Source organism: Oceanobacillus manasiensis, from assembly GCF_000724085.1.
In the GTDB taxonomy this organism is placed as follows: domain Bacteria; phylum Bacillota; class Bacilli; order Bacillales; family Amphibacillaceae; genus Oceanobacillus_B; species Oceanobacillus_B manasiensis.
Map to the genome: position 1 here is coordinate 18,647 of NZ_CCDL010000001.1, position 24,476 is coordinate 43,122.

Consider the following 24,476-nt stretch of genomic DNA (forward strand, 5'->3'; position numbering starts at 1 on the left):
AGACAACCTTATCAATTATGCATGGTGTTATCTGCTTCAATCACCACCTGAGCGGCTGCATAATCCCTACTATGTGTAATGGAAATAAATATCCTATTATGTTGATAGCCTGTAGCACGAAAGACAGGTGCATTACCTTCTTGGGGCAGTATCTCCATATCTTGAAAACTTAATTTGCCAATTCCGGAGCCTACTGCTTTTGCAAAAGCTTCCTTGGCAGCAAATCTACCTGCTAGGAATTCAACTTTTCTTGTTTCCAGTGGAAAGGAATAAAATATTTCCAACTCATTTTCGGTCAGTACTCTTTTAGCAAGTCGATCACTGTTTTTCAAGCTTTGCGCAATCCTATCCAGTTCTATCAAATCGATTCCAATACCTTTAATCATCTACTACCTGTCCTTTCACTCTGTAAAAACCTTATTGTTGCACATTCATCCTATATTTTAGTACGCTATTATTGGTCATATGATTCATTATAATGAACTACACTATAATAATACCCTACCTACAAAACCAACTAACGTTTTAATTATAATTGAGGAGGACGTCATGTTTATTCGGAATGAACGAAGTATAACAGAATTTATTAAATTCTACCCTGTTGTTTCCACTATTATCATCATTCATATTATATTATGGTTAATTCACGATTTTCTTTCACTACCAATTGGAGATACTCTTTATCAGCTTGGAGCTGGTAGTAACTACCATATTGCCCAAGGAGAATATTGGAGGTTTATCACGCCAATGTTTTTCCATGCTGGCTTAATGCATATGTTGTTCAACTCATTTTCCCTCGTGCTTTTTGGTCCTGCACTAGAACAAATGCTTGGCAAAGTTAAATTTATCATTGCATATGTAGGAGCCGGGGTCGTTGCCAATATTGCTAGCTTTATTCTAGGACATGCATTTTATATGCACGTTGGGGCATCAGGGGCGGTCTTTGGGTTGTTTGGAATCTATATTTTCATGAAAGCTTTTCGCAAGCATTTAATCGATTATCAAAGTTCCCAAATGATCACGGTTATCCTCGTAATCGGATTGATCATGACATTTCTTCGACCAAACATTAATGTTTATGCACACATTTTCGGGTTTATTGGTGGGTTTGTTATCGCACCACTTGTCCTACGTCAGACAAGTCCATACTCGCCATGGCAGCGCCGCTACCGCGACGATGATGAAGTACAATTTGATCCAAATAGATGGAAGAAGAAGCGAGTTCCTTCGAATGTAAAAAAGAATGCCATTTGGATTATTATTGGTTTACTAGCTCTCATTGGTCTGCTAAGTCGTATATTATAATAGTTAATGTAAATCTCTATAAAAAAAGGTTACATCACAACAATGTGATGTAACCTTTTTTCAAGTTCTTTTATCTAAACGTGCGCTTTTCGCTTTTGTTCGTCTAGTTCAAAGCGCACAGCGACTAGCGCAACTTCCCTCACCTTCGTACAATAAAGAAGACTTGCCGATTGGTAATAACCAGAGGCTTAGTCGCACTTATACCCGGAGGGTGAAAGTCAACATCGGCTTCCAGGAATATAGTAGGTCGACTAAAAACGGCCTTGTCGGCCAACGCCGACATACCCCTTTTGCAGGGGCATGTTTCCTTTATCTCCTACGGTTCAGTCCAGTTCGTACGTGGGCCCGGAGGACCCGGGTCATGCCGACGTTGACCCAGGACGGGTCGAACTTAGTCGGCCTTCCTTAAAAACGTGCGCTTTTCGCTTTTGTTAATTAGTCGCGGTTTCTGCGTTTTTGGAAGTTCCCTTTACGGTTGTTTCTTCCACCTTGGTTGCGGCCACCGCCACCTTGGTTGCGTTTGCCGTAGAAACGTTTGTTATTCGAACGACGGTCATTTGAATTCTGTGCTTTTTTGACACTAATAGGAGCGACTGATGAAATACGTACTGGTGTATCACGTCTTTCCTTCGTCATAAGCTTCAGTGCAGCAGCAACAACAGAAATCGAATCATGTTCTTGTAACAGCGTATTAGCTGCTTCATGATATGTTTTTAAGTCTTTTTCTTCAATTGTTTTTAGGATGTTCTCAACAGTAACTTGCTGTTGACCTTTTTGAGCATCATGATTTGTCGGTGGAGTCAGACGTTTCATTTTGCTTTTCGTAACTTTTTCAATCAATTGAAGGTGTGACATCTCTCTCGGTGTAACGAAGGAGATCGCTTCACCAGTTCTACCTGCACGCCCTGTACGTCCAATTCTGTGGACATAGCTTTCAGGGTCCTGTGGAATGTCAAAGTTATATACATGCGTAACACCAGAGATATCTAGTCCACGAGCTGCTACATCAGTTGCAACAAGGACATCAACACGTCCACCTTTGAATTTGTTCAATACGGACATACGTTTACCTTGCGTCAAATCACCATGAATTCCCTCAGCACGATAACCTCTTGCTTGTAATCCTTCTGTGATTTCGTCTACACGCTTCTTCGTACGACTAAACACAATAGCTAACTCAGGTGCATTGATATCTAAATGATTGTTCAGTGTATCGAATTTAAACTTCTCAGGTATTTCGATAAAGAATTGATCAATATTCTCTACAGTCATTTCTTTTGCTTTTACTTTAACTTCTTTCGGGTCATTCATTAAGTTTGTAGCAATATCACGAATTTCTTTAGGCATAGTCGCTGAGAAAAGCAAAGTTTGTCTTTCTTCAGGAATACCTTTCAAAATATCACGGATGTCATCAATGAATCCCATGTTAAGCATTTCATCTGCTTCGTCCAATATAGCAGTCTGTACCATATTGATACGGATCGTTTTTCTTCTCATATGGTCAAGCAATCTACCCGGTGTCGCTACAACGATCTGTGGACCATCCTTAAGCGCACGAATCTGTCTATCCATAGGCGAACCGCCATAAATAGCCAAAGCTCGTACTCCTTTAAATTTACTAAGACGATTTAGTTCCTCTGCTACCTGGATAGCTAACTCACGAGTTGGTGCTACAACTAGCCCTTGAATTTTACGTTGTTTGGAATCAATTTTATCGATCATTGGAATACCAAACGCCGCTGTCTTACCTGTTCCTGTTTGAGCTTGTCCAATTACATCGTTCCCTTGCATTGCAAGTGGAATGGTCTCCGCCTGTATTGGGGTTGCTTCTTCAAAACCCATTTTTTCTAATGCTTTCATGATGGGACTGGAAATACCTAGTTCATTAAATGTTGTCACCTATTCCTCTACTCCTTTTTCTGTAAAAATTTATTCGTCAAAGAGGCCTTGGATTTTTCTTATACTTTAGTTTGAAAATAATCTACCCGCATGTTTAAAACAGCAAACGTTCCATTCTCACTGCGACGGCTATATGAAGGAAATTTCTCACATTATATTTTAAATTCGATTTAAAAGTATCATTATTTTTATACTTTCCCTAAAGTACAAAAAAGGCATCACCAATTTCTGGTAAGAGGCCTCACTCGAAAACTCATGCAAATATTATCATAACATATTATTTATCATGATACTAATTTGCAGATGTGATTTTTTACAAGGTCCGTGGTAAAATAATTAGAACACAAAGAAAAGCTTGTCATAAAAGCATTCTTAATAAGTTAGGGAGGGTTATGATGCGTCTTCCCCCATTTAACCCATATGTCGCCGTTGTAATCGGTGTCATTTCTGTTTCAACCTCAGCCGTTTTGGTTAAATTAGCAGACCAAGCTCCTGCAGCAATTATTGCGAACTACCGCCTGTTATTCGCAGTTTTAATCATGAGTCCATTAGTGTTACTGAAGTACCGAGATGAATTTCGACTTATTGAAAAACGGGACTGGCTTTTCTCTATAATGGCAGGTGTTTTTCTCGCGTTTCATTTTATTTTATGGTTTGAGTCACTAAACTATACTTCTGTGGCAAGCTCTGTAGTGCTCGTGACATTACAGCCCATATTCGCTTTTTTGGGTACTTATTTATTTTTTAAAGAACGGTTCTCACCAGGAGCTATAATTAGTATGTTCATCGCCCTATTAGGAAGCATCATAATAAGCTGGGGTGACTTTCAAATTAGTGGCATGGCACTGTTTGGTGATATTTTAGCATTACTTGGCGCTGTCACTGTCACCGTATATTTCTTATTTGGCCAACGTGTAAGGAGAAATGTCTCTTTAATGACCTATACTTTTGTTGTATACGGTGTTAGCTCCATTACACTCTTGCTTTACAACCTCGCTGTTCAGAATCCCTTTTTTGGGTATCCAGCTAACCACTGGGGGTTATTTCTTGCCTTGGCAATTGTGCCAACCTTTTTCGGTCATACCTTATTTAATTGGGCATTAAAATGGTTAAGTACATCTACTATATCTATGGGTATTGTTTTTGAGCCTGTTGGCGCCACTATTTTAGCTTATATACTTCTAGATGAGAAGCTAACTGGATCTCAATTTCTGGGAGGAACTATTGTTATTTTTGGTTTGTTTCTCTTTATATTAAGCACGTCAAGAAAATCTTCTGTGACAATCGCACAAAAAGAGAGCAATTAACTTATTTTTGTTTATATGAAAGCAGTATATCAACTGCTATACTTGCTGTACCTTACTTTTTAGGAAATGGGTGATACTATGAACATTCAATTAATGACTGATGGGGGAGCAGATATTCCAAAGCGTCTTCAAGACCAGCTGGACTTAATCATCGTTCCACTTTATTTACACTTTCCCGATGGACAATATCAAACCGGGGTAGACCTAGATATTACAACCTTTTATAACAAGATCAAAGAAAACAACGAACTTCCTCGATCCGCTGCACCTAGTCCACATGATTTTTATGAGGCTTTTAAAAAGGTCGACGCTGACCGACCTATCTTAATGCTGAGCCTTTCCAAAGGGCTTAGTAGTACTTACGAGAATGCAGTTGCTGGAAAGAAATTGCTGCTTGAAGAAGAACCAAATCGTAAAATAGAGGTAATAAATACAAAAACAGCCTCTTGCGGCATTGCTTTGCATCTCCATGAAGCCAAAGTAAAACTTCAAGAAGGCTATAGTCTTTCACAGTTAGTAGAGCATATCGAGGAACGTGTTGAACAGACTGCAACCCTGTTTATATTAAAGACATTAGATAACTTAGTCTTGGGTGGTCGTCTGGATAAAGTGAAAGGAACCATCGCTAAAACACTTAATATTAAATTATTAATGAAAGCAAGTGAAGAAGGCTCCATTGAGGTGTCAGAAAAAGTTCGTGGTGATAAAAAATCAATTCGTCGATTTATTGAGCAGATTGGCGAATATACAAAAAATGTGGAGAACAAAGTTATTTCCATGACGCATTGCAATGCAGAAACACGTGCCAAAAGTGTATTAGGGGATATTCGGAAGTCTTATCCTTTTAAAGATGCTTATTTGACAGAAGCTGGCCCACTTATTTCTACGTATGGTGGCGAAGGAGCACTCGTCATTTCCTTCTTTGAAGAGAAATAAATAGTTGAACAAAACAAAGTGTTATCTATTATAGCAATAGATGACACTTTGTTTTAAATACTAATAAACGAGGCAGCTGAACGTATGCTGTCTCGTTTTAATATGCATTGTTATTTTATTAGAAACTGGAATACCATACTGTTCAAGGTCTCCTTGTCGTCTCCTAGGCATATAAGATGCCGGGATCTTTCAAAAAACACTACCTCTTTTTGCTCAGAAGTGATCTCTTTGTCCAGGTAGTATGCGGTTTTATACGGTACCATACCATCCATCTGACCTTGGGCAATAAGTACTTCAGATTCTACTTTCTTTAAGTATCCTCTAGTAAACTTAACTAATTTTAAAAACTCCAGGTTGGCTTTAAATGGGACCCGTCCTAATTTGTTTCGGTAATGTTTATAAAGATTGTTGCTCCCTAGTTTCCCTCTTAATCCATCTGAAACAAACCCCCCAGCATCTACGGCAATTTGTTTAAAAGACAGATACTTACCTGCAGGAGCTAGTAGGACAAGCTTGTCTACTTTATACTTTGCAGCAAGGTAAGCGGAAATCATACCACCCATTGAAAAACCGATGAGATAGATGGTCTCATACTTTTCTAATAATCCTTTAAGTGCTTGTTCTGCTTCCCCAATCCAGCTTTTATGGGATTTCCCTTTTAAATCAAGCTGCCTTCCGTGTCCAGGAAGTGTAGGTACTTCAATGTGCCAATCCGTATGTTCATGCAAGTAATTCACCAATGGTTCTACTTCATAAGGGCCACCTGTATACCCGTGTATTACTAAACATCCTATCATAAAGATTCTCCTCTTCTTCCGCTTCTACCCTTCTTTTACCCTTAATAAATACAAAGTATTACCGATTTCTACATAAAACGAATTTTTATCATTCCATTGATACATATATTTTCCAATGTATCTATAAAGAGGAGACAAGGTTTTAAGCTGGCTACCTAAAAAGCTTCATTACGCTTCCAAACTGTTTTACAATTGGCGACACTTGGTGGTAAGTGTTTGCAATTTGACCTACTGTTGATAAGACTTTATCTAAGTCAAACTGCCCTCCCCCGTTCTGAGGAAATTCGTTTGCATTGCTTCCTGTACCTATATCTGATTGGGTTTGTGCATTAATTGGGGAATTTGTCTGCATATACTTCGGCCAATCTACAGGCTGCGGTGGCTTGGCAAAATATGCATATGGTGTGTGAAATGGAGTGGATTGATATGCTGCATTGTTTGGTGGAATGTTATTTGGTTGCTGATATTGTAATTCGCTTATTCCCATGTTGTAATTGTTATGGAAGTGATTATTATATTGATCATAAGGCCGATGATACATAAGTACATACCCCCTATTCATGTTGACTGGTATATACTATGCATCGTGACTAGAATTCGTGTTAAGTAGGTAATTTTTGTCTAACACTCCTAGCGTAAGGTTAATCTTCTCTTCTTGAAATCCAAGAATGGGATTTTTTTCGTCCCCAATAAACGTCGCAGGTGTGCCATAGATGCCTTGTCTTTGTAAATCTTTCATGTTTTCTGGGTGCTTCGTGACATTTTTAACCTCATAAGGGACAGATTTTTTATCTAAAAGTTGTAAAACTAGATCACAATCTTTGTTGTTTTCACTTATATAAACACTTATTTTGCCTTTAGTCATGATGATACCTCCGCTAGTAATTATGTACTACTTTTTACCTGTTCCCCTTTTTTTATAATTGAAACTTCATTGTAACATTATTGAAACATAGAACATATAATGTTATGCCCTATTTGTGCCTCTAACAGAAAGAGGTCAAAACATAATCAAAGGTTCTAGGGTGTTTTAAAAAAATGATGTGAAACTTGATTTTGTGCGGTCTTATTCCCAGTTAAGGTGGAATAAAAAACCCACCACTTCCCTTAAGGAGTGGCAGGCCCACCTTTCATTTAAATATTATAAAATGTCGGCTACTTTCGTAGAGCCACTCACAAGCTCATATATTTTTCCTTTTGCTTCTTTCTTTGCTAAAAGGTGGACGAGCACAGACGCAACATCCTCTCTTGGGATTTCGCCGAATTCTGTACCACTCTCTTGTAAATTCACTTTCCCATTTCCAGGCTCATCAGTTAAAGCCCCTGGTCTCACAATCGTATAATTCAGTGTAGTGGATGTTAAATAAAGGTCCGCACGATGTTTGGCATATAAATAATGTTTACCTTTAGAAGCTCCCTTAGGCTGATCTGCTCCCATAGAACTTAAGAGAATGAAATGCTTCACACCGTTTTTAACAGCAAGGTCTGCAGCCTCAATTGCTCCTTCTTGATCAATGATTATCGTCTTATCAGGTCCTGTGTCAGGTCCAGATCCAGCAGCAAAAATGACGGCGTCTATTTGATTAAAGGCTTTCTCAAAGTCACCTTCTAGATCGGCCAAAACCGTTTCCACACCTAAATCATTAAAGTAACCGAGCTGCTCCTCTTTTCTTACCATGGCTACTGGTTCGTGATCTTCTGTATTCTTTATATTTTTTACGATGTTTTTACCTACATCGCCATTTGCTCCAATAACTAACACACGCACATAAACGCCTCCTCAATTTTTAAAAATCCTATAATGTTATGTATCCGAATTAAAAAGAAGCAAAACATATATAGAAATATACCTTTTGCTTCCAGTAATTAATTCTTAACTATTTTCATGTTTGGCGACTTTTTCTCTTTTTCATCTAATTTGAAAAGTATTTTTTAGAATTTAATTTTGAGCTTGAATCATTTGAATATGTTTAGGAAGAATGCGAATGTCAGCTGGAGTTTCTGTAGAAATTTCTCCGTCCATATCTATCTCCTTCGCTGTGCCTGTATTAATCTTGATTTCATCTGCCTGAAAATGAATTAATTGCTCTAAAGCTTCTTTATTAACTTCGGCATTACTCATCGAGAGTAGCTCTCTAAAGGATGCAATACTGGAGTTCTTCACTATAAGTACATCTAAATAGCCGTCGGTAGGGTCAATTGTTAAAACCGGTATTTGACGTGTCCCTATAAACGTACCATTAAGGAAAAGAATTACGACAGCCTCCCCTTCATAAACTTCTCCTTTTGTTTCAATCTTATAGGTGAATTGCTCTGATTGACTTACTGTTTTAAGTGTACTCATAAAATAGCTGAGGACACCGAAAGACTTTTTATGCTGATCATCAATGTTTTTAGAGGTGTCTGCAACCATCCCAATACCCCAGAAGTTTAAGAAGTATTTCTCATCAGATTGGGCGACATCGATATCTAAAACCTTCCCTTCGATAATAGCCTCAGCAGCAGCTGATAAATTTTGTGGAATCTCCAACATTCTACTGAAATCATTGGAAGTCCCTCCAGGCAATACAGCAATAATCGGCCGATTAGGTAAAGGCGCAAGCGCATTAATGCAGCAATGTAAGGTACCATCCCCACCTAAAATAATTAGTAATTCAACTTGGTCAGAATTTTTCTTACATACCTCTGTAACCTCCTCTTTAGATGCTGTTTGTAAAACAATCAGTTCTTTTATTCCACGTGATAGTATGGGAAGTACATCGCTTAGCTTCTGCTCTATATCCCCTCTACCTGCATTTCCGTTATATAGTAACAATGCCTTCGTAAACCTGGGCATTAAGATCCACTCCTCTTTATACGTTACTGTATTTATTTCCTTCTTTCACATAAAAGAAACATCACATTGATGTAACATAGAACTTATAACTTACTATCTATTAAAATCCTAAATTAGTATTGTAAAAATTACGTAAAATATAAAAAATAGTCTAGCATTTTCTACCTATTTGGTATTTAATATAATAGTAAGATATATTAATTATTTTCAGGAGGGTCAAGATGAAAAAACTTTATAGTCTAGTACTTGTGCTGGCACTTGCACTATTCTTAGCGGCATGCGGTAGCTCTGACGATTCAGACTCAAGCAATGCTGAAGGAGATAACAGTAGCGAGAATAGCGAAGACAGCAACGAAAGCAGTGGAGAAACTCCAGATACTATAGTTATGGGATTTGTTCCATCACAGGATTCTGACACAATCGCTGACACTGTAGAACCTCTGGCAGATCGTCTAAGTGAAGAATTAGGTATTGAAGTAAAAGGTCAAGTAATGACGAATTACAACGCACTAGTTGAAGCAATGGGTGCAAACCAAGTGCATGTAGGTTTTATCCCTGCTTTTGGATATGTTCTAGCTAACGAGCAATATGATGTTGAAGTAATCTTAAAGTCCATTAGATATGGTTCTGGTACATACAAAGCACAATATCTAGTAAGAGCTGATTCTGGTATCGAGTCACTAGCTGATTTAGAAGGAAAAATCTGGGCATATGGTGACAAAGGTTCTACTTCAGGTTATTTATTCCCTGCAAGCCAACTAATGAAAGAGTTCGATTATGATTCCGCAACTGAATTAGAAAATGATTTCTTTGCTGGCACGCAACAGACAGGTGGCCATGATAACGCGGCACTTGAAGTATACAATGGTGATGCTGACGTAGCAACAACGTTTGATGATGTACGTACAGAGCTTGTAGAAGAATATCCTGACGTGATGGATGAGTTAACAGTTCTTGGTTATACAGATGAAATTCCAAATGACACCATTTCTGTAACAAAAGAACTTGACAGTGAACTCGTTCAGGAAATCAAGGATGCTTTCATGTCATTTAACGATGACGACGACATGATTCAAATTATGAAAGATGTATACAACTGGGATGCCATTGACGAAGCTTCAGACGAGGAATATGAAGTAGTTAAAGAAACATACCAGGAATTTAAAGATAATATTGAGCTATAAAAACTAATAAAATAACCTAACCGGAAAAGGGGGAGCTTAATCTCTCCCTTTTTTCCTAGTTTTTAGTTAAATCCTGGCTATATTGGAGGAAATACATATTATGATTCAATTTAAAGATGTCGGTCTTGTTTACCCTAATGGCACAGAAGGACTTAAGAATATAAATGTTACAATTAATGATGGTGAATTTGTCGTTATTGTTGGCTTATCAGGTGCTGGAAAATCAACGTTTATCCGCAGTATTAACCGACTTGTTACACCTACTAAGGGATCCCTTCTTGTTGATGACGAAGACATTTTATCTTATCGAAGCAGGGAATTGCGCAAATTGCGTACAAAGGTTGGTATGATTTTTCAGAATTATAACTTAGTAAAACGTACCAATGTATTAAAAAACGTACTCGCAGGACGTCTTGGTCATACTGGAACATTACGTTCTATATTAAACTTTTATAAAAAAGAAGATATTGGGCTTGCATACGAGAGCTTGCAGCGTGTTAATATAGCTGAAAAAATATACAACCGTGCTGATGAACTAAGTGGTGGGCAGCAACAACGGGTTAGTATCGCCCGAGTATTAACACAAAAACCAGGCTATATTTTAGCAGACGAGCCTGTTGCTTCCTTGGATCCCCCGACATCACACCAGGTGATGTCTTACTTAAAAAAGATCAACAAAGAAGATAACATCACAACTATTGTAAACCTTCACTTCATTGATATGGCAATGGAATATGCAGATCGCATTATTGGAATGCGTGCAGGGGAAGTAGTATTTGATGGACCAGTTTCTGAAGTTACCGAAAAAACCTTTGAGGAAATCTATGGCCGTTCAATACGTGAGGATGACTTGCGTGGGGGGGCGGATGAATCGTGACCAACCAATCAAAGGATGTAATAAAAAGTAAAACTCCGTCCTTGTTTCCTGCTAAGACAAAAGCGCAAGTTACTCTCATTTTCTTTGTGGTGCTGGGCTTTTATCTTTTCAGTATGTTTTGGACCCAACGTGATATGGTTGGCGGTTTTAGTAATTCACTTAGCAACATGTTTACCGTTATCGGGAAGTTTTTTCCACCAAATTTAAGTGTAATCCCAGCAGTTTGGGGACCTATGGCACAAACGATTCAAATGGCAATTGTCGCGACAACATTTGCAACGATTTTCACCGTGCCATTAGCCATCATGTCGGCCCAAAACATTACAACGTTTAAACCATTATATTATGCAACAAGAACATTAATGAATATTTTACGTACGATCCCTGATCTTGTCTTAGCAGTTATTTTTGTTGGTTTGTTTGGAATTGGAATATTGCCCGGCATATTAGCACTATTCATTTTCTCACTAGGAATTCTTGCTAAGCTTATCAGTGAGACCATTGAATCTGTCGACATGAATCCATTGGAGGCAATGCGAGCATCTGGCGGTAATGTCTTTCAAGTTATCTTTTTTGGTTTAGTTCCACAGGTCCTCCCACAGTTTACGTCATTTGTACTTTATGTATTTGAAATAAACATCCGTGCCTCTGTGGTTCTTGGCCTAGTAGGAGCGGGGGGGATTGGTCTTATCTTAGATCAGCAGCTCGGTTTCTATAACTATCCAAACGCTATGGCAATTATTATCCTAATTTTTGTCGTTGTTATTGTCATTGAATATATCAGCAACAAGCTAAGGGAGGCATTAATATAATGGAATCTTATACACTACCTCCAAAGCCAGAAAAATCGTTGTTTAAAAAAATAAAAGCTATCCTTATAACTGTCATAATTGCTGCGATCTATGTATGGACCTTTCTTGGTATCGACATAGACTGGGCTAGAGCTATTGACCGTATTGCAAATAACTTTGCCCGAGTAATTCCGAATCTATTTCGCCCAGATTGGTCCGCAACAGCCGAAGTATCCTTAAGCATACTGGAAACTGTTTTAATCGCGTTTGCCGGTTCTTTAATGGCGGCAATTCTTGCTATACCTCTTGGCTTTTTAGCAGCACATAATATGACAGGAAGCAGAATCCTTACGACTATAGGAAAGTGGATATTGTCAGCAGTACGCGCATTTCCAGATATAATTCTTGCCATCCTATTTGTAGTAGCTGTAGGACCAAACGCATTTGCAGGGGTTTTAGCTATCGCAATAGGTTCAACAGGTATGCTTGGAAAGCTTTATTCAGAGGTAATTGAATCGATCGATATGAAGGTTGTGGAAGCAATGGAAGCGAACGGTGCAAATAAGATTCAAATACTGTTCTACGCCGTTATACCACAGATAATCCCGGAATTTCTTTCCTATGCGATCTACCGTTTTGAAGTAGACATCCGTGCTTCTTCCATTCTCGGTATCGTTGGCGCGGGTGGTATTGGTACCATGATTATTTTCGCAGCCAACAATCGTAACTGGAACGAAATGGGTTTAATTCTTCTAGCTATCATTATTGTTGTAACTATAATTGATTTTGTATCTGCACGTATACGTCGTAAAATCGTATAATCCAGGCAGATTCATACGGCACGTCCCGCAGGTATGCCCTGTGGGACGTTCCTTATTATTAGCAAAATACACAACAGAAACTCAGCTTGATTTAGAAAGGATGCTTCGCTTTGAAGAAAGAAAATGCTCTACTTACTATTGTATATACTAGTGATGTCCATGGTAACGCCATGCCAATCTCATATGGCACCAATGAATCTACCGACAGTGGATTAGCTAAGTATGCTACTGCAGTGAAGAAGATAAGAAATGAAAAGGAAAACGTGCTTGTCCTGGATAATGGAGATTTAATACAGGGCACTCCTTTTATGACCCACTATGTGAAACAACATAGACATAAAGGAAATCCCATGATAACGCTTGTGAACCAAATTGATATTGATGGGGCAGTAATTGGTAACCATGAATTCAATTTTGGAAAGAATGTATTGTCTGATGCTGTGAAGCAGTCAAAATTCCCCTGGATTTCAGCAAATATAATTGATATTACTACAAATGAACCAAAATATGGCCCACCATATCTTATTAAGATATTCCCAAATGGCTTAAAAGTCGCCGTTATAGGTGTTACGACGCACTACATTCCAAATTGGGAATCACCCGACCATATTGAGGGATTGTATTTTGCAGATGCCTATGAAACATTAAAAGAATGGACGACATATATACGGAAAACTGAAAATCCGGATGTTCTTATCGCCTCATATCATGGAGGTTTTGAGCGTGACCTAGAAACAGGTGAAGAAACAGAAGTACAAACAGGGGAAAACCAGGGATACCGTATGTGTGATATAGAAGGAATTGATATTTTGTTAACAGGTCATCAGCACCGAAAACTCACAACTAAAGTAAACGATGTACTAGTGATCCAGCCTGGAAATAATGGAACACTATATGGCGAGGTTAATATTTCCCTATCCAACACCTCTGGGAAATGGGAAATCACAGAAAAAATGGCTCAACTTCGTGATTTACATTCGGTCCCTGCTGACCAGGAGGCATTACAGGCAATAGAGGATTTGGAAGCTTCAACACAAAATTGGCTTGATGAACCTATCGGATTTATAGAAGGTGATATGGCCATTCATAATCCTTTTCAAGCAAGAATTGCCAAGCATCCATTTATTGAATTTATACAAAAGGTACAAATGGAGGAGAGCGGTGTCGATATCTCTGTCACTTCTTTACTTAATAATAGCTCCAAAGGATTTGCTTCTTCTGTTACCATGCGTGATGTTGTATCCAATTATATGTATCCAAACACCTTAGTAGTGCTTGAGCTTACAGGGCATGACATAAAGCTAGCATTAGAAAAAAGCGCAGAATACTTTACTATTAATGATTATGGGGAAATAGCAGTTAACCCTGCTTACGAGACGCCCAAACCCCAGCATTACAATTATGATATGTGGGAAGGTATCGACTACACTATTGTAGTGAACGAACCTGTAGGAAACCGGATTAGGAACATTTCCTATCAAGGAAAGCCTTTGTCTGAGGATGAGAGCTATCATGTTGTGCTTAACAATTATCGGGCTACAGGGGGCGGAAATTATGACATGTTTAAAGAGAAACCTGTAGTAAAAGAAATTCAGAAAGACGCTGTTGAGATTATTCGTGCTTACTTTGAACGACATAAAACCGTACAAGCAACAATTACTTCTAATTTTGCAGTAAAAGTGAAATAACACTGTGGACAAACTATAGGAACAGGCGAGCTCGGGCTTGCCTGTTCCTGTTAGCTTTCTATTAAATATTAATTAATCATCATCATCTTCTGTGTCAATATCCAACTCTAAGACTTCGCCTGTTACTGCATCAATTTCAAAGTCAGCTTCTTTTCTGTCTTTGATTAATTCAATTTCATACACTACCCTGCCATCATCTTCATCAAGCTCTACTTCTCTCACTTCTCCATCAAATTGCTCTTTTGAAATGGAAATGGCTTCTTTTACGGTAATAAACTCTCCTTTTTGAACATCTTTAGTTGTGATTTCAACATCATCACGATCGTCCTCTAGATCTACCTTTTTCGACTTTTCACTTAACACTTCGCCTGAACTTGCATCCAGCTTAAGGTCTATTTCGTTCTCTGTATCCGTCACTTCAACCTCATATACGGTTCTTGTTGCATCTTTTTCTAATTCTAATTCAGTGATTGTTCCAGAATATTGTTCTGTCACCATCTGTTGAATTTCTTCTGTGTTCAATTTAGGATCCTTAGCGTCTGCGCTTGATTGATAAACTCCAAAACCCAATATTGCAGCACCAGCAACTGACCCAATTAATAAACCTACTTTTTTCTTCATCATGTTAATTCCTCCTTTTTGTTGTTACTCTAATAATAACCAACACTTATGAAAAGAAAGTGTGGATAACATTAGAATTTCATGAGAAAGAACAAAACGGCAACTTGTGAAACGTAAAGAAATTCCCAAACAAAAAAGCTGCTAAGTCAGCAGCCCTTGTAAAATTAATCATCATCAACTTCAATATTTTGATAAAGTATTTCGCCTGTAAAAGCATCAATCTCTATTTCTGCTTCTTTATCCCCATTAACAATGTTAATTTCGTAGAGGTACCTACCATCATCTTCATCTAATTCAGCTTCCTCAATATTACCTGGGAAACGTTCTAACGCAATCTCTTTTGCTTCACTCAAACTAATGGTAACATTCTTTTCGGTTTGCTTTGTATTTTTAGAATCCTCATTTCCATTGTCCTTTTCACTGACCTTCTCTTGGCCATCCTGATTGTTTGTGTTGTCGTTGTCAGTTCCATTGCTTGATTCTGCATTTCTATCTTCTTCTGCATTAGCCCCTGTGTTTTGTTCTGTCAGCTTTAGTTCCAATACTTCACCTGTATTTGCATCGACCTTTATTGAATATTTATTTCCCTCATTCTCCACAACAGATTCATAAAAGCTTTCCTTCTCATTTAGTTGTGGTTCGCTTACCTCACCCGGATATTGCTTGTTAATAACCTGTCTAATGTCCTTTATTGAGTACTCAGGGCTTGTAGTACTAGCAAAAGCATGATATATCCCAAATCCTATCAGTAGCAATACAACAAGTCCACCTGTCATCATTACAGTCTTTTTTTTCATTGGATTCCCTCCCAACTACTTTAAAGTTTAAGTGAACATACTTTGAAAAAATGGTGAGTAAGATTAGAATTCACTGAGAACGTGGCAGGGTAAGAAAGAAAGTTGTTCCTTCTCCCACTATACTGTTAACCGTTAACTCACCCTGATGAGCTTCTGTTATGGATTTTGCAATAGCTAGACCTAAGCCTGTTCCACCTGTATCCCTACTCCTCGCCTTATCTACACGATAAAAACGGTCAAAGATTCGACTTTGATCCTTCTCGCTTATCCCATTTCCGTAATCTTGTACCGAGAGGACAACTGACGTGTCTTTAGCAAATAATTTCACATCAATCTTTCCCTGACTGTATTTCAATGCATTATCAATTAAAATGTATACCACCTGCTGTAACGGGGCAGATAAACCGCGAACGACTTGCTCCCCATCCTGCTTTTTATACTGAATGTCTCGGTCATAAGCTTTCTGGAAGGTTTGTACTGTCTGTTCCACAAGTTTGGCTAGATTCACGTCTTCCTTCTCTCTTACCTGTTTGTTTTTTGCTAACGCTAGCATTTGTTCTACAAGCTTTTGCATTCGGTCAGCTTCGGAATCAATTGCCTCTAGAGACTCTGCCACAAGTTCTTGGTCTACAGTTCCTCTCCGCTTTAATAGCTGGGCATAGCTTTTGACAATAGAAATTGGTGTTTTCAATTCATGTGACGCATCCGAGACAAATATTTCTTGTTTTTCATAAGACTCCTTTAAGAAATCAATCATCTCGTTAAAAGTCATTTCCATTTCATAAAGTTCGTCTTTTGAACGTGACTCCACATTTATTTTTTTCCATGATGTCTGTTGCATATTCTCACGCATCGCTTGAATTAGTGCCTTAATTGGTTTTAATAAAAACCTACTGAGTACATTTCCAGCAATAATAATAGGAATTAGCATGATAATCGAAGCCGCTATTAAAACAAAAAACAATGTTTGCATTGTCTCTTCTAGCGGTGTTAACTGACTAGAAACTTCAATTGTCACAACTTCATTTGCATGACTTCCATTATTCCAAATAATGGGCTTTGCTATCACAGCTACATCTGGTGCGCCTTCACTAGATACAATTTCCTGCCTTTCCGTCTCCGTAAAAATAGGATCACGGAACGAATAATCCTCATTTAGCTCTGTAAGAAAAGCTGTCCCCTGCTGATCAACAATTCGTATCATTCCGTCTTGGGGTAAGTATGCTTTCATAAATTCATTTGTTGCAGTGGCTGGGTCATTATTTATTGCCTCTACAATGGTCGATGTTTGTTCAGCTAATTGCTCTAGTTGACTGTCTGTGGAAATTTTATAGAAAAGAAAATAGATCGCCATGTTAACGAGTAAAAGAAGAAGAAGGATAAATATACTGGAAAACAATTGTATTTTCGTTCGAAGTTTCATTTTGACCGGTCCTTTATTGTATAACCAACACCTCGAATTGTCTGGATATAAGCGTCCTCATGACCTTTATCAATCTTTTGTCTAAGATAACGAATATAGACATCAACTACGTTTGTATCCCCGTAGTAATCAAAGCCCCATACTTGCTCAATCAATTGTTCCCTAGTTAGGACGATATTTTTATTTTTCAAAAGGCAGACGAGTAGGTCAAATTCTCGTGGTGTTAAATCAATATCCTTTTCTTGTCGTTTCACTTCCCTGCTACCAATGTTAACTGTCAGTTCCCCAACCTCTAAAAATTCTGCGTTATTTAGTTGGCTGGTGGTGCTACGTAAATGGACACGGATACGAGCAAAGAGTTCCTCAATTTGGAAAGGTTTTGTAATATAGTCATTTGCACCAATATCCAAACCACTCACTTTATCATGTACTTCATCCCTTGCGGTTAATAAAATGATGGGCATTGACTCCCCTAATTTTCTTACTCTCCTTAGTACTTCTAAGCCGCTTAGTTGTGGCAGCATAATATCAAGTAAGACTAAGTCCCAATTTCCACCCTCTATTTTCTCTAATGCTTCCTTCCCATCTCTAGCAATACCTGTCTCATAGCCTTCATATTCAAGTTCTAGTTGTAGTACTCGACTTAATTTCTGTTCATCTTCAACAATTAAAATTTTCGTTTGTGTCATTGACTCACCAGCCTTCAAGATGGTTTTGTCTTTATTTTAGCAAAAGTAGAAGTCAAAATCTTTATCTAACTTGTCTTAGCATAAATACATGTGTTCCTTAATTCATCACCATCTACAGCTTTATCCTCATTCTTTAATATTCCTTCTAGATTAAAGTTAAGCCTTTCTGGGACGGCCCTACTCTCTTTATTTAATTCATCGCAGCAAATTTCTACCCTATTTGCCTCAAGGATATTTAAAGCAAAATCGGTGAGACCGCGCACCGCTTCAGTCATATAGCCAATCCCACAATATCTTGTGTCCAGCCAGTACCCTATTTCAAATTTTCGAATCTCCCAATTGGGCTTATGCAGGCCAGTTGACCCTATAAAAGTATCTGTCTCCTTTAAAAAGATATGCATCCGCATATCCTCACATTCAAGGTACTTGATATGCGCCTTTCTAACATTAATTTCTGTTTCCTCTAATGTTTGTTCTCCTTGAGCAAACGGTAGCCATTTTTTTAATTCAGGTTTGCTTGCCTGAATTGCGTTATATACGCTCTGTCCATCCCCTGGCTGGGGTATTCTTATGAGTAGTCTTTCTGTCGTTATTTCCTGTGGAAAATCAATAAGTAATGGATGTTTATGCATGAAGTCCCTCTCCCTTACAAACAAAGTTTTTTCTATTATACTAGATTTATGAAAATTAGAAACAATTTAAAGGAGGGAATTTATTGTTAGCCATCGACCATATTGTCATTACGGCTCATGACCCGAAGAAAGCCGCAGAAGAATTTGGAAAAAAATACGACGTAATCGTGGTAAAAGGAGGAGAACACGAGAAGTGGGGGACCCATAATTATCTCGCTTATTTTACTAACAATTGCTATATTGAATGGATCGGTTTATTCGATAAGCAGCTCGCCTTCCAATCGAACAACCCACTTATTAAACAGGTGGTCAAATCACTAGGCGATGGCGTGGAAAAACCAATACAGTATGCTCTCCGCACAGAGGAGATGGCAAAGTTTGAAGAACAATTTAAACAGGAACGTATTGCATATCATGGTCCCGTTTCAGCAGGAAGAAGTAGACCTGATGGCACCACTCTCTCATGGAAAATGCTCTTTCCTGAGCCTTCTACAAGACTCCCCTTTTTAATTGAGTGGGCGAGTGCAAATAAACCAGCTGATCCGAAATTAATTAATCAAAAAAAGCTTTCCTTATTAGAAATACCTGCCCATCATCAAGCCGACGTGGAAAACGTTCTGCATCTTTCTATTTCTAATAATCTTTACCTAGCCGTAAACGGAAAAATTCAATTTACTAGCAAGAAAACAATAGATTTCTTTTTAGAATAAAGTGAGATTTCATTTGGTGGGAGGGCCCTCCTCCCCCATGAAAAACAGAAAACGACCCGCTAGTGTATACAACGGGCCGCTCTTTACGTTTAACCTAATTGTTGATGCAAAAATTCGGTTACTGATTCTGGTGTTTTAGTATAAGCACTATGTTGATGTGCCTTTTTCTCACCATTTTGGAATATTAAAAGGCTTGGAATCCCCATTACTTCATATTGCTGGGCAAGTCCTTTTACTTCATCACTATTTATTTGATACCACTTATAATTATTGAACTCCTCCATCACATCACCAATGAACATGTCCATACGTTTGCAATCTGGGCACCAATCTGCAAAAAACTTCACGATGACTGGTTCTTCGCTTTGAATAACTTCGTTAAATTGCTCTTCTGTTGCGAGATGCTCCATTTTTTTCACTCCTTCATAAATACGTACCACTAGTATAACGTGTTTTAAAACACTTGTCCTATAGTGTGCTCTAATCCTTGTACTCCACTCTTCCAAGTATATAAGCTGCAAAAAGACCGGCAGCAAAGGCAACAACACTTAATAAAAGGAGCGGCGTTGTCGCAGGCATTCCTGGAAACACTACAAAGATCGACCCTATGACAAGTCCTATAACGACTGCAAAGGTGCCTGTTCGAAAGTAGGTTAAAAAGTAATTAATGATTTTGGTCATAAATAGAAGACCAATGATAATCCCTAAAGCCGTTACTGCAATAATATCCCATTGAAATTCACTAACTGCTACAATAACAGTTTGGTAGACACCAAGTATTAGAAGCATGAAGGAACCACTAATCCCGGGGAGAATCAACGCACTACTCGCAACAAATCCCGAAAAGAACAAAAAGGCATACGTTTTTGGAGTTATTGTTGTAATAACTGCAGCTTCCCCCACATCCAGAAAGGCCAGGGAACCAACAAGCACCGTTCCTAATAGTAGGAATATAATATGGTTCCACTTAAACTTCTGCTTCGCCTCTGCTTGATGAAATAAATAGGGGAGGACCCCAATAATTAAGCCAAGAAAAAAGAACTGAGTTGGCCCTGGATGGTGCGCAAATAGCCACTTTATTAATTTGCTTAATAGTAATATTGCTGTGACTACACCAATCCCCAGTGGTATTAAAAAGCCAAGCTGCTTTTTCCAATCTTTACTCATTAAACCATTGATCGCAGCAATCAGCCTATCATAAATTCCTAGTACTACTGCAATTGTTCCCCCACTTACACCAGGGATTACATCACTTGCTCCCATTAGCATGCCGCGATATATGTTTTTCCACTCCATTTTTTAAGTCTCCCTTTTGCGTTTCAATTTCCTACATAAAATTATCATAACAAATAAGACTTGCAATTTATAGAAAAAGTTTTATACTGTAGGTAAGCTACTTTGTTAAACAAGGTAGCTATTATTTCAACCTCTATATTGTTATACAAGGTAGGTGGTATATTGTCATTACGCAGTCAATTATTAAAAGGTATTCTGGAAGGTTGTATTCTTTCCATCATTAATATGCAACCCGCCTATGGCTATGAGCTATCCGTAAAGCTCCAGCAATTTGGTCTATCAGATGTAAGTGAAGGATCCATATATCCTATTCTTCTTCGACTGCAAAAAGAAGAACTCATAAAAGGGGAAATGCGGGCATCAGAGTCAGGGCCGAAGCGAAAGTACTATAAGCTAACAGAGAAAGGATATGAAGCGTTACAATTATTTACCCATCATTGGGAGTTAATTAAGGAACCTGTTGACAACATTATCGAGCAAGGAGGAAATGCACATGGAAGCGACTGAAATTATTGAGCTTAATAACGAAAAACGCACTAGGTTGACGGAGCATAACTTAAAGTATTATGAAGATATGCTTCTCTATATCCGCTTGAATGGCAATAAATCTGAGCAACAAACAGAAGAGGTTTTATTGGAAATGCTTGAGCATCTATTGCAGGCTCAACAAGAAGGAAAAACTGCTGAAGAGGTATTTGGAAGTGACCCAAAGGCTTATTGTAAAGAGGTTATAAAAGAAATTCCTAAAGAGGAACAAAAGAACCAAATATCTTTAATCATAATGATCGTATTGCAATTCCTTGGTATATTTATTGGAGTAACTGGAATTTTAGGAACAGCCCTCTATTTCTTTTTTGGTATTGGAAATTCGCTGACTACCTTCTCTATTGGGTCTGGAATTGCGATCTTGGTTATTGATCTAATACTCCTTGGTGTTTTTATTTTTTCCATTCTAAAATGGATTAAAAGGGGGGCTTTTTCCAAGAAAGAAACAAAGAAATGGGTAGAGTTCTTCCAAGTCTGGATTATCTGCACTGTATTTATTGGCCTTATTATGCTAATTCAGCGATTTATGCCTGCATTTGGTAAGGAAGTTAGCATTCCTACGTTCTATTTAGCAATTTTAGGTGCATTGCTTTACTTATCATCTTATCTAATGAGGAAAAACCAAACTACCTAAGACGGTAAAGCAAGAGCCAAACTTCATTTAAAAAATGAGCCTCCCTCCGAACGTTAGAAATTAGGTCTAAACTTCGGAGGGAGGCTCATAATCTTTTGTACTGTAACACTCATTGGTCTTGATTTCTCTACTTTTCTATAAACTTTAATTCTGGCACCCATTGCGAGAGATGGTCCTTTATCTCCTGGTAAACCTGTGAAGCCCCTGCTAGTTCCTCATTAGATAAACTAAACATCGGTAATACGCGGTAATCCGAAAAACCGTTATAACTCACGAAGGTTGGTAGAAATGCTGGTTCTTCAACGACCACCTTAACGTCATCACCCTTCGTTGCTTTTTTTATCGTAAATTGGAGCATACCACCAATTCGCTGATAATACTCCTTTTGGGAAGAGAGAAAATTACCTAGTGAATAAGCAACCAGTGTTTTCTTTCCATCTTCACCTGTTAGCCATTCTACCGGTTGTAACACATGTGGATGATGACCTATTATCACATCAGCACCCAGGTCTGCTACGTATTGTGCCAGTTCTTTTTGTGCTTGGTTTGGCATACGCTCATTTTCAGTACCAAAATGCAAATTCACAATAATTGCATCTGCCTTGTCTTTCGCCTCAGCCATATCAGCCGCTATTTGCTCCCTATCTATCATATTAACCAGATAATCCTTGCCTGTAGGGATAGGGATACCATTTGTCCCATACGTGTAAGCAAGATAAGCAAAGGAAATCCCTTCTTCGGTTTCCTGCACGCGAACGCGCTGCTGATCTACTTCATCTTTATAGGCGCCGGTATACATCATGTCAATTGCTTCCCAATGTTCGATTGCCCGCAGAATTGCCTCTTCTCCACGGTCTAACGTATGGTTATTGGAAAGGGTGACCACATCCACTCCCACCTCTTTCAAAGCATCTCCAACTTCAAAAGGGCTGTTAAACTGAGGATAACTGGAAAGGCCGAGTGCCTCGCCGCCTATCATTGTTTCCTGATTCGCAATGGTAATCGTGGACTCCTTCAGGTATTGCTTTACATCCTGAAGCATCGGTGTAAAATCAAAACCAGCCTCCGTCCGAGCATCCTCATATACTGGTGCGTGAATCAGCATATCTCCAATTGCCGATACCGTCACACTTGTCTCACATTTTTTATGTTCCTTGAAGATAATTGTAGAATTAATTGCCCAATGATCTCCTGCTGTCTGTCCTAGCTTTATATTAGTCCCCGCAGCACAGCCTGCTAGGACGATTGAAAGTACAAACATAATCAAAAGATTACGTATAAATCTAGTTTTCATCTATTCACCCCTACTAAAATTAACCACCCCTCTATTATACTATTATTTCAGGACTATTGTATGGAAAAATAGAAAAATGCATTCCGCATAAAGACGCTTTTTAAAAAAGCTCGCACCCCTTTAAGACAACCTCTCAATTATTGTCGCATTGGCCATTCCCATGCCCTCACAAACAGCTAGTAGTCCATATCTCCCGCCAACTCTTTCTAGTTCATACATTAAGGAGACTAATAGCTTTGTCCCAGTTGCACCCAATGGGTGCCCAAGCGCTATGGCTCCTCCATTTACGTTTAATTTTTGAGGGTCTGCGCCTGTTTCTTCCAACCATGCAAGCGGTACTGGTGCAAATGCCTCATTTACCTCAAATCTATCAATGTCCTCGATTGTAAGGCCTGCACGTTTCAGCACCTTTTCTGTTGCTGCAATTGGGCCTGTCAGCATAAAAGTAGGGTCGGACCCAACTACTGTTCGTGCAACAATCCGAGCTTTGGTCTTAACACCCAATTCTTCCGCCTTATCAGCAGACATTAGTAACATGGCACTTGCACCATCACTCATTTGGCTCGCATTTCCAGCAGTTATTTTTCCATTTTCTTGGAAAACTGGCTTCAATCCCTTCAATACTGCAAGCGTTGTAGCTTTTCGAGGACCTTCATCTATTAAAAACTTGTTCCGTTCTCCACTTTTCATAACTTCAACTGGCATGATTTCCTTATTGAAATGACCATGTTCTATTGCGTTTAAAGCCTTTTCATGACTTTGCAAAGAAAAGGAATCTAATTGCTCTCTTGTGAATTCCCAATGGTCTGCAATTTTTTCTGCAGAGATCCCTTGATTCACTATTTCATATTTATCTATTAGTTCTTTACTTGGCTTTGTATCATTAATATTAGAAAACATTGGGGATCGGGTCATACTCTCCACTCCGCCAGCAATTATAATATCCATATCCCCTGATGCAATAGCTTGTGCTGCAAAATGAACAGCTTGCTGACTTGACCCACATTGTCGGTCGATGGTTACACCTGGAACATGTACTGGGAAACCTGCTAACAGAGAAGCTGTTCGTGCAATGTTCCCTCCTTGCTCTTTCACCTGTGTAACACAACCCAATATAATATCCTCAACCATTTCCTTGCTTATATTAGCTCGAGAGATTACATCACCTAAAACTGTTGCTGCCAAATCATCAGCACGAACTTCTGCAAGTGCCCCTTTTCTTTTTGCAACAGCGGTACGACACCCAGCGACAATTACCACTTCTCTCATCCCTTCACCCTCCATTCCATTATAAAGCTATTATAACTTTCCTCCTCACACCGGAAAAGGGAATTTTCACAACCATCAGAAATAATTGTTATAATGAGTTGGTATTTTTTGAATCTGCCCTCAC

Annotated in this window: 27 protein-coding genes; 11 read left to right on the forward strand and 16 right to left on the reverse strand. The window is 38.6% G+C overall.

The genetic code is table 11. From position 1 onward, the window contains the following. Nucleotides 1–11: 11 nt before the first annotated feature. Nucleotides 12–386, reverse strand: coding sequence for a holo-ACP synthase (gene acpS / locus BN985_RS00155; RefSeq protein WP_042220380.1), 375 nt, complete (start codon nucleotides 384–386; stop codon nucleotides 12–14). 163 nt (nucleotides 387–549) lie between these two features. Between acpS and BN985_RS00160 the strand changes: the two genes are divergently transcribed. Continuing rightward, on the forward strand, nucleotides 550–1,305 hold the full coding sequence (locus tag BN985_RS00160; RefSeq protein ID WP_042220381.1) for a rhomboid family intramembrane serine protease: 756 nt from the start codon (nucleotides 550–552) through the stop codon (nucleotides 1,303–1,305). A gap of 435 nt (nucleotides 1,306–1,740) precedes the next feature. On the opposite strand, the gene BN985_RS00165 is transcribed toward BN985_RS00160, so the two are convergent. Beyond that, nucleotides 1,741–3,204, reverse strand: a complete 1,464-nt coding sequence (locus BN985_RS00165; RefSeq protein ID WP_042220383.1) for a DEAD/DEAH box helicase — start codon at nucleotides 3,202–3,204, stop codon at nucleotides 1,741–1,743. Between the two features lie 395 nt (nucleotides 3,205–3,599). Between BN985_RS00165 and BN985_RS00170 the strand changes: the two genes are divergently transcribed. Further along, the gene (locus BN985_RS00170) at nucleotides 3,600–4,511 is read left to right on the forward strand and encodes a DMT family transporter (protein ID WP_042220384.1); all 912 of its coding nucleotides are present in this window, start codon (nucleotides 3,600–3,602) and stop codon (nucleotides 4,509–4,511) included. Nucleotides 4,512–4,589: 78 nt separating this feature from the next. After that, nucleotides 4,590–5,447: a DegV family protein gene (locus BN985_RS00175; protein ID WP_042220386.1), complete on the forward strand. Its 858-nt coding sequence runs from the start codon at nucleotides 4,590–4,592 to the stop codon at nucleotides 5,445–5,447. A 110-nt stretch (nucleotides 5,448–5,557) separates the two neighbouring features. Here BN985_RS00175 and BN985_RS00180 read toward each other — a convergent pair whose 3' ends face one another. The 5 genes from BN985_RS00180 to BN985_RS00200 all read right to left on the reverse strand — a co-directional run bounded on the left by BN985_RS00180 (nucleotide 5,558) and on the right by BN985_RS00200 (nucleotide 9,080). Further along, nucleotides 5,558–6,244 (reverse strand): alpha/beta hydrolase, encoded by a 687-nt coding sequence (locus BN985_RS00180; RefSeq protein ID WP_042220387.1) that lies wholly within the window; start codon nucleotides 6,242–6,244, stop codon nucleotides 5,558–5,560. Nucleotides 6,245–6,395: 151 nt separating this feature from the next. Continuing rightward, a complete protein-coding gene (locus tag BN985_RS00185; protein WP_042220388.1) occupies nucleotides 6,396–6,785 on the reverse strand; it encodes a YppG family protein in 390 nt (129 codons plus the stop codon). A 36-nt stretch (nucleotides 6,786–6,821) separates the two neighbouring features. Further along, nucleotides 6,822–7,109, reverse strand: a complete 288-nt coding sequence (locus tag BN985_RS00190; protein ID WP_042220389.1) for a glutaredoxin family protein — start codon at nucleotides 7,107–7,109, stop codon at nucleotides 6,822–6,824. Nucleotides 7,110–7,385: 276 nt separating this feature from the next. Further along, nucleotides 7,386–8,012, reverse strand: coding sequence for an SDR family oxidoreductase (locus BN985_RS00195; protein WP_042220391.1), 627 nt, complete (start codon nucleotides 8,010–8,012; stop codon nucleotides 7,386–7,388). 171 nt (nucleotides 8,013–8,183) lie between these two features. Next, entirely contained in the window at nucleotides 8,184–9,080 is an 897-nt protein-coding gene (locus tag BN985_RS00200; protein ID WP_042220392.1) for a YegS/Rv2252/BmrU family lipid kinase, read from the reverse strand. Nucleotides 9,081–9,301: 221 nt separating this feature from the next. Here BN985_RS00200 and BN985_RS00205 point away from each other — a divergent pair, with 221 nt between their 5' ends. The 5 genes from BN985_RS00205 to BN985_RS00225 all read left to right on the forward strand — a co-directional run bounded on the left by BN985_RS00205 (nucleotide 9,302) and on the right by BN985_RS00225 (nucleotide 14,441). Further along, nucleotides 9,302–10,264 (forward strand): phosphate/phosphite/phosphonate ABC transporter substrate-binding protein, encoded by a 963-nt coding sequence (locus BN985_RS00205; RefSeq protein ID WP_042220394.1) that lies wholly within the window; start codon nucleotides 9,302–9,304, stop codon nucleotides 10,262–10,264. Nucleotides 10,265–10,364: 100 nt separating this feature from the next. Further along, nucleotides 10,365–11,141: a phosphonate ABC transporter ATP-binding protein gene (phnC, locus tag BN985_RS00210; RefSeq protein ID WP_042220395.1), complete on the forward strand. Its 777-nt coding sequence runs from the start codon at nucleotides 10,365–10,367 to the stop codon at nucleotides 11,139–11,141. Continuing rightward, the gene (phnE, locus tag BN985_RS00215; protein WP_408634669.1) at nucleotides 11,135–11,953 is read left to right on the forward strand and encodes a phosphonate ABC transporter, permease protein PhnE; all 819 of its coding nucleotides are present in this window, start codon (nucleotides 11,135–11,137) and stop codon (nucleotides 11,951–11,953) included. The genes phnC and phnE (BN985_RS00215) overlap by 7 nt, the downstream gene beginning before the upstream one ends. After that, the gene (phnE, locus tag BN985_RS00220) at nucleotides 11,953–12,753 is read left to right on the forward strand and encodes a phosphonate ABC transporter, permease protein PhnE (RefSeq protein ID WP_042220397.1); all 801 of its coding nucleotides are present in this window, start codon (nucleotides 11,953–11,955) and stop codon (nucleotides 12,751–12,753) included. The genes phnE (BN985_RS00215) and phnE (BN985_RS00220) overlap by 1 nt, the downstream gene beginning before the upstream one ends. A gap of 110 nt (nucleotides 12,754–12,863) precedes the next feature. Further along, on the forward strand, nucleotides 12,864–14,441 hold the full coding sequence (locus BN985_RS00225) for a bifunctional metallophosphatase/5'-nucleotidase (protein WP_042220399.1): 1,578 nt from the start codon (nucleotides 12,864–12,866) through the stop codon (nucleotides 14,439–14,441). Between the two features lie 72 nt (nucleotides 14,442–14,513). Here BN985_RS00225 and BN985_RS00230 read toward each other — a convergent pair whose 3' ends face one another. The 5 genes from BN985_RS00230 to BN985_RS00250 form a co-directional block, all read right to left on the reverse strand. After that, a complete protein-coding gene (locus BN985_RS00230) occupies nucleotides 14,514–15,065 on the reverse strand; it encodes a PepSY domain-containing protein (protein ID WP_052360566.1) in 552 nt (183 codons plus the stop codon). Between the two features lie 161 nt (nucleotides 15,066–15,226). After that, entirely contained in the window at nucleotides 15,227–15,859 is a 633-nt protein-coding gene (locus tag BN985_RS00235) for a PepSY domain-containing protein (RefSeq protein ID WP_042220400.1), read from the reverse strand. 70 nt (nucleotides 15,860–15,929) lie between these two features. Continuing rightward, nucleotides 15,930–17,282 (reverse strand): sensor histidine kinase, encoded by a 1,353-nt coding sequence (locus tag BN985_RS00240; RefSeq protein ID WP_042220401.1) that lies wholly within the window; start codon nucleotides 17,280–17,282, stop codon nucleotides 15,930–15,932. After that, nucleotides 17,279–17,971 carry a response regulator transcription factor gene (locus BN985_RS00245; protein WP_042220402.1) on the reverse strand — a complete coding sequence of 231 codons (693 nt, stop codon included), beginning with the start codon at nucleotides 17,969–17,971 and terminating at the stop codon, nucleotides 17,279–17,281. The genes BN985_RS00240 and BN985_RS00245 overlap by 4 nt, the downstream gene beginning before the upstream one ends. 65 nt (nucleotides 17,972–18,036) lie before the next feature. Then, the gene (locus BN985_RS00250) at nucleotides 18,037–18,603 is read right to left on the reverse strand and encodes a GNAT family N-acetyltransferase (RefSeq protein ID WP_042220403.1); all 567 of its coding nucleotides are present in this window, start codon (nucleotides 18,601–18,603) and stop codon (nucleotides 18,037–18,039) included. 83 nt (nucleotides 18,604–18,686) lie between these two features. Between BN985_RS00250 and BN985_RS00255 the strand changes: the two genes are divergently transcribed. Continuing rightward, complete coding sequence (locus BN985_RS00255; protein WP_052360567.1) at nucleotides 18,687–19,313, forward strand: VOC family protein; 627 nt, start codon at nucleotides 18,687–18,689, stop codon at nucleotides 19,311–19,313. 89 nt (nucleotides 19,314–19,402) lie between these two features. Here BN985_RS00255 and BN985_RS00260 read toward each other — a convergent pair whose 3' ends face one another. Beyond that, nucleotides 19,403–19,723 carry a thioredoxin family protein gene (locus BN985_RS00260; RefSeq protein WP_042220405.1) on the reverse strand — a complete coding sequence of 107 codons (321 nt, stop codon included), beginning with the start codon at nucleotides 19,721–19,723 and terminating at the stop codon, nucleotides 19,403–19,405. Between the two features lie 70 nt (nucleotides 19,724–19,793). Beyond that, entirely contained in the window at nucleotides 19,794–20,609 is an 816-nt protein-coding gene (locus BN985_RS00265) for a DUF368 domain-containing protein (RefSeq protein WP_042220406.1), read from the reverse strand. Nucleotides 20,610–20,771: 162 nt separating this feature from the next. Here BN985_RS00265 and BN985_RS00270 point away from each other — a divergent pair, with 162 nt between their 5' ends. Both BN985_RS00270 and BN985_RS00275 read left to right on the forward strand, forming a co-directional pair. Further along, nucleotides 20,772–21,116 (forward strand): PadR family transcriptional regulator, encoded by a 345-nt coding sequence (locus BN985_RS00270; RefSeq protein ID WP_042220407.1) that lies wholly within the window; start codon nucleotides 20,772–20,774, stop codon nucleotides 21,114–21,116. Further along, nucleotides 21,103–21,789, forward strand: coding sequence for a DUF1129 family protein (locus BN985_RS00275; protein WP_042220408.1), 687 nt, complete (start codon nucleotides 21,103–21,105; stop codon nucleotides 21,787–21,789). Before BN985_RS00270 ends, BN985_RS00275 begins: the two co-directional genes overlap by 14 nt. Nucleotides 21,790–21,916: 127 nt before the next feature. Here the strand turns inward: BN985_RS00275 and BN985_RS00280 are convergent, their stop codons facing one another. Together BN985_RS00280 and BN985_RS00285 are read right to left on the reverse strand one after the other, a co-directional pair. Then, entirely contained in the window at nucleotides 21,917–23,083 is a 1,167-nt protein-coding gene (locus BN985_RS00280; protein ID WP_042220409.1) for a CapA family protein, read from the reverse strand. A 120-nt stretch (nucleotides 23,084–23,203) separates the two neighbouring features. Beyond that, nucleotides 23,204–24,352 carry a thiolase family protein gene (locus BN985_RS00285; protein WP_042222784.1) on the reverse strand — a complete coding sequence of 383 codons (1,149 nt, stop codon included), beginning with the start codon at nucleotides 24,350–24,352 and terminating at the stop codon, nucleotides 23,204–23,206. Nucleotides 24,353–24,476: the final 124 nt, after the last annotated feature.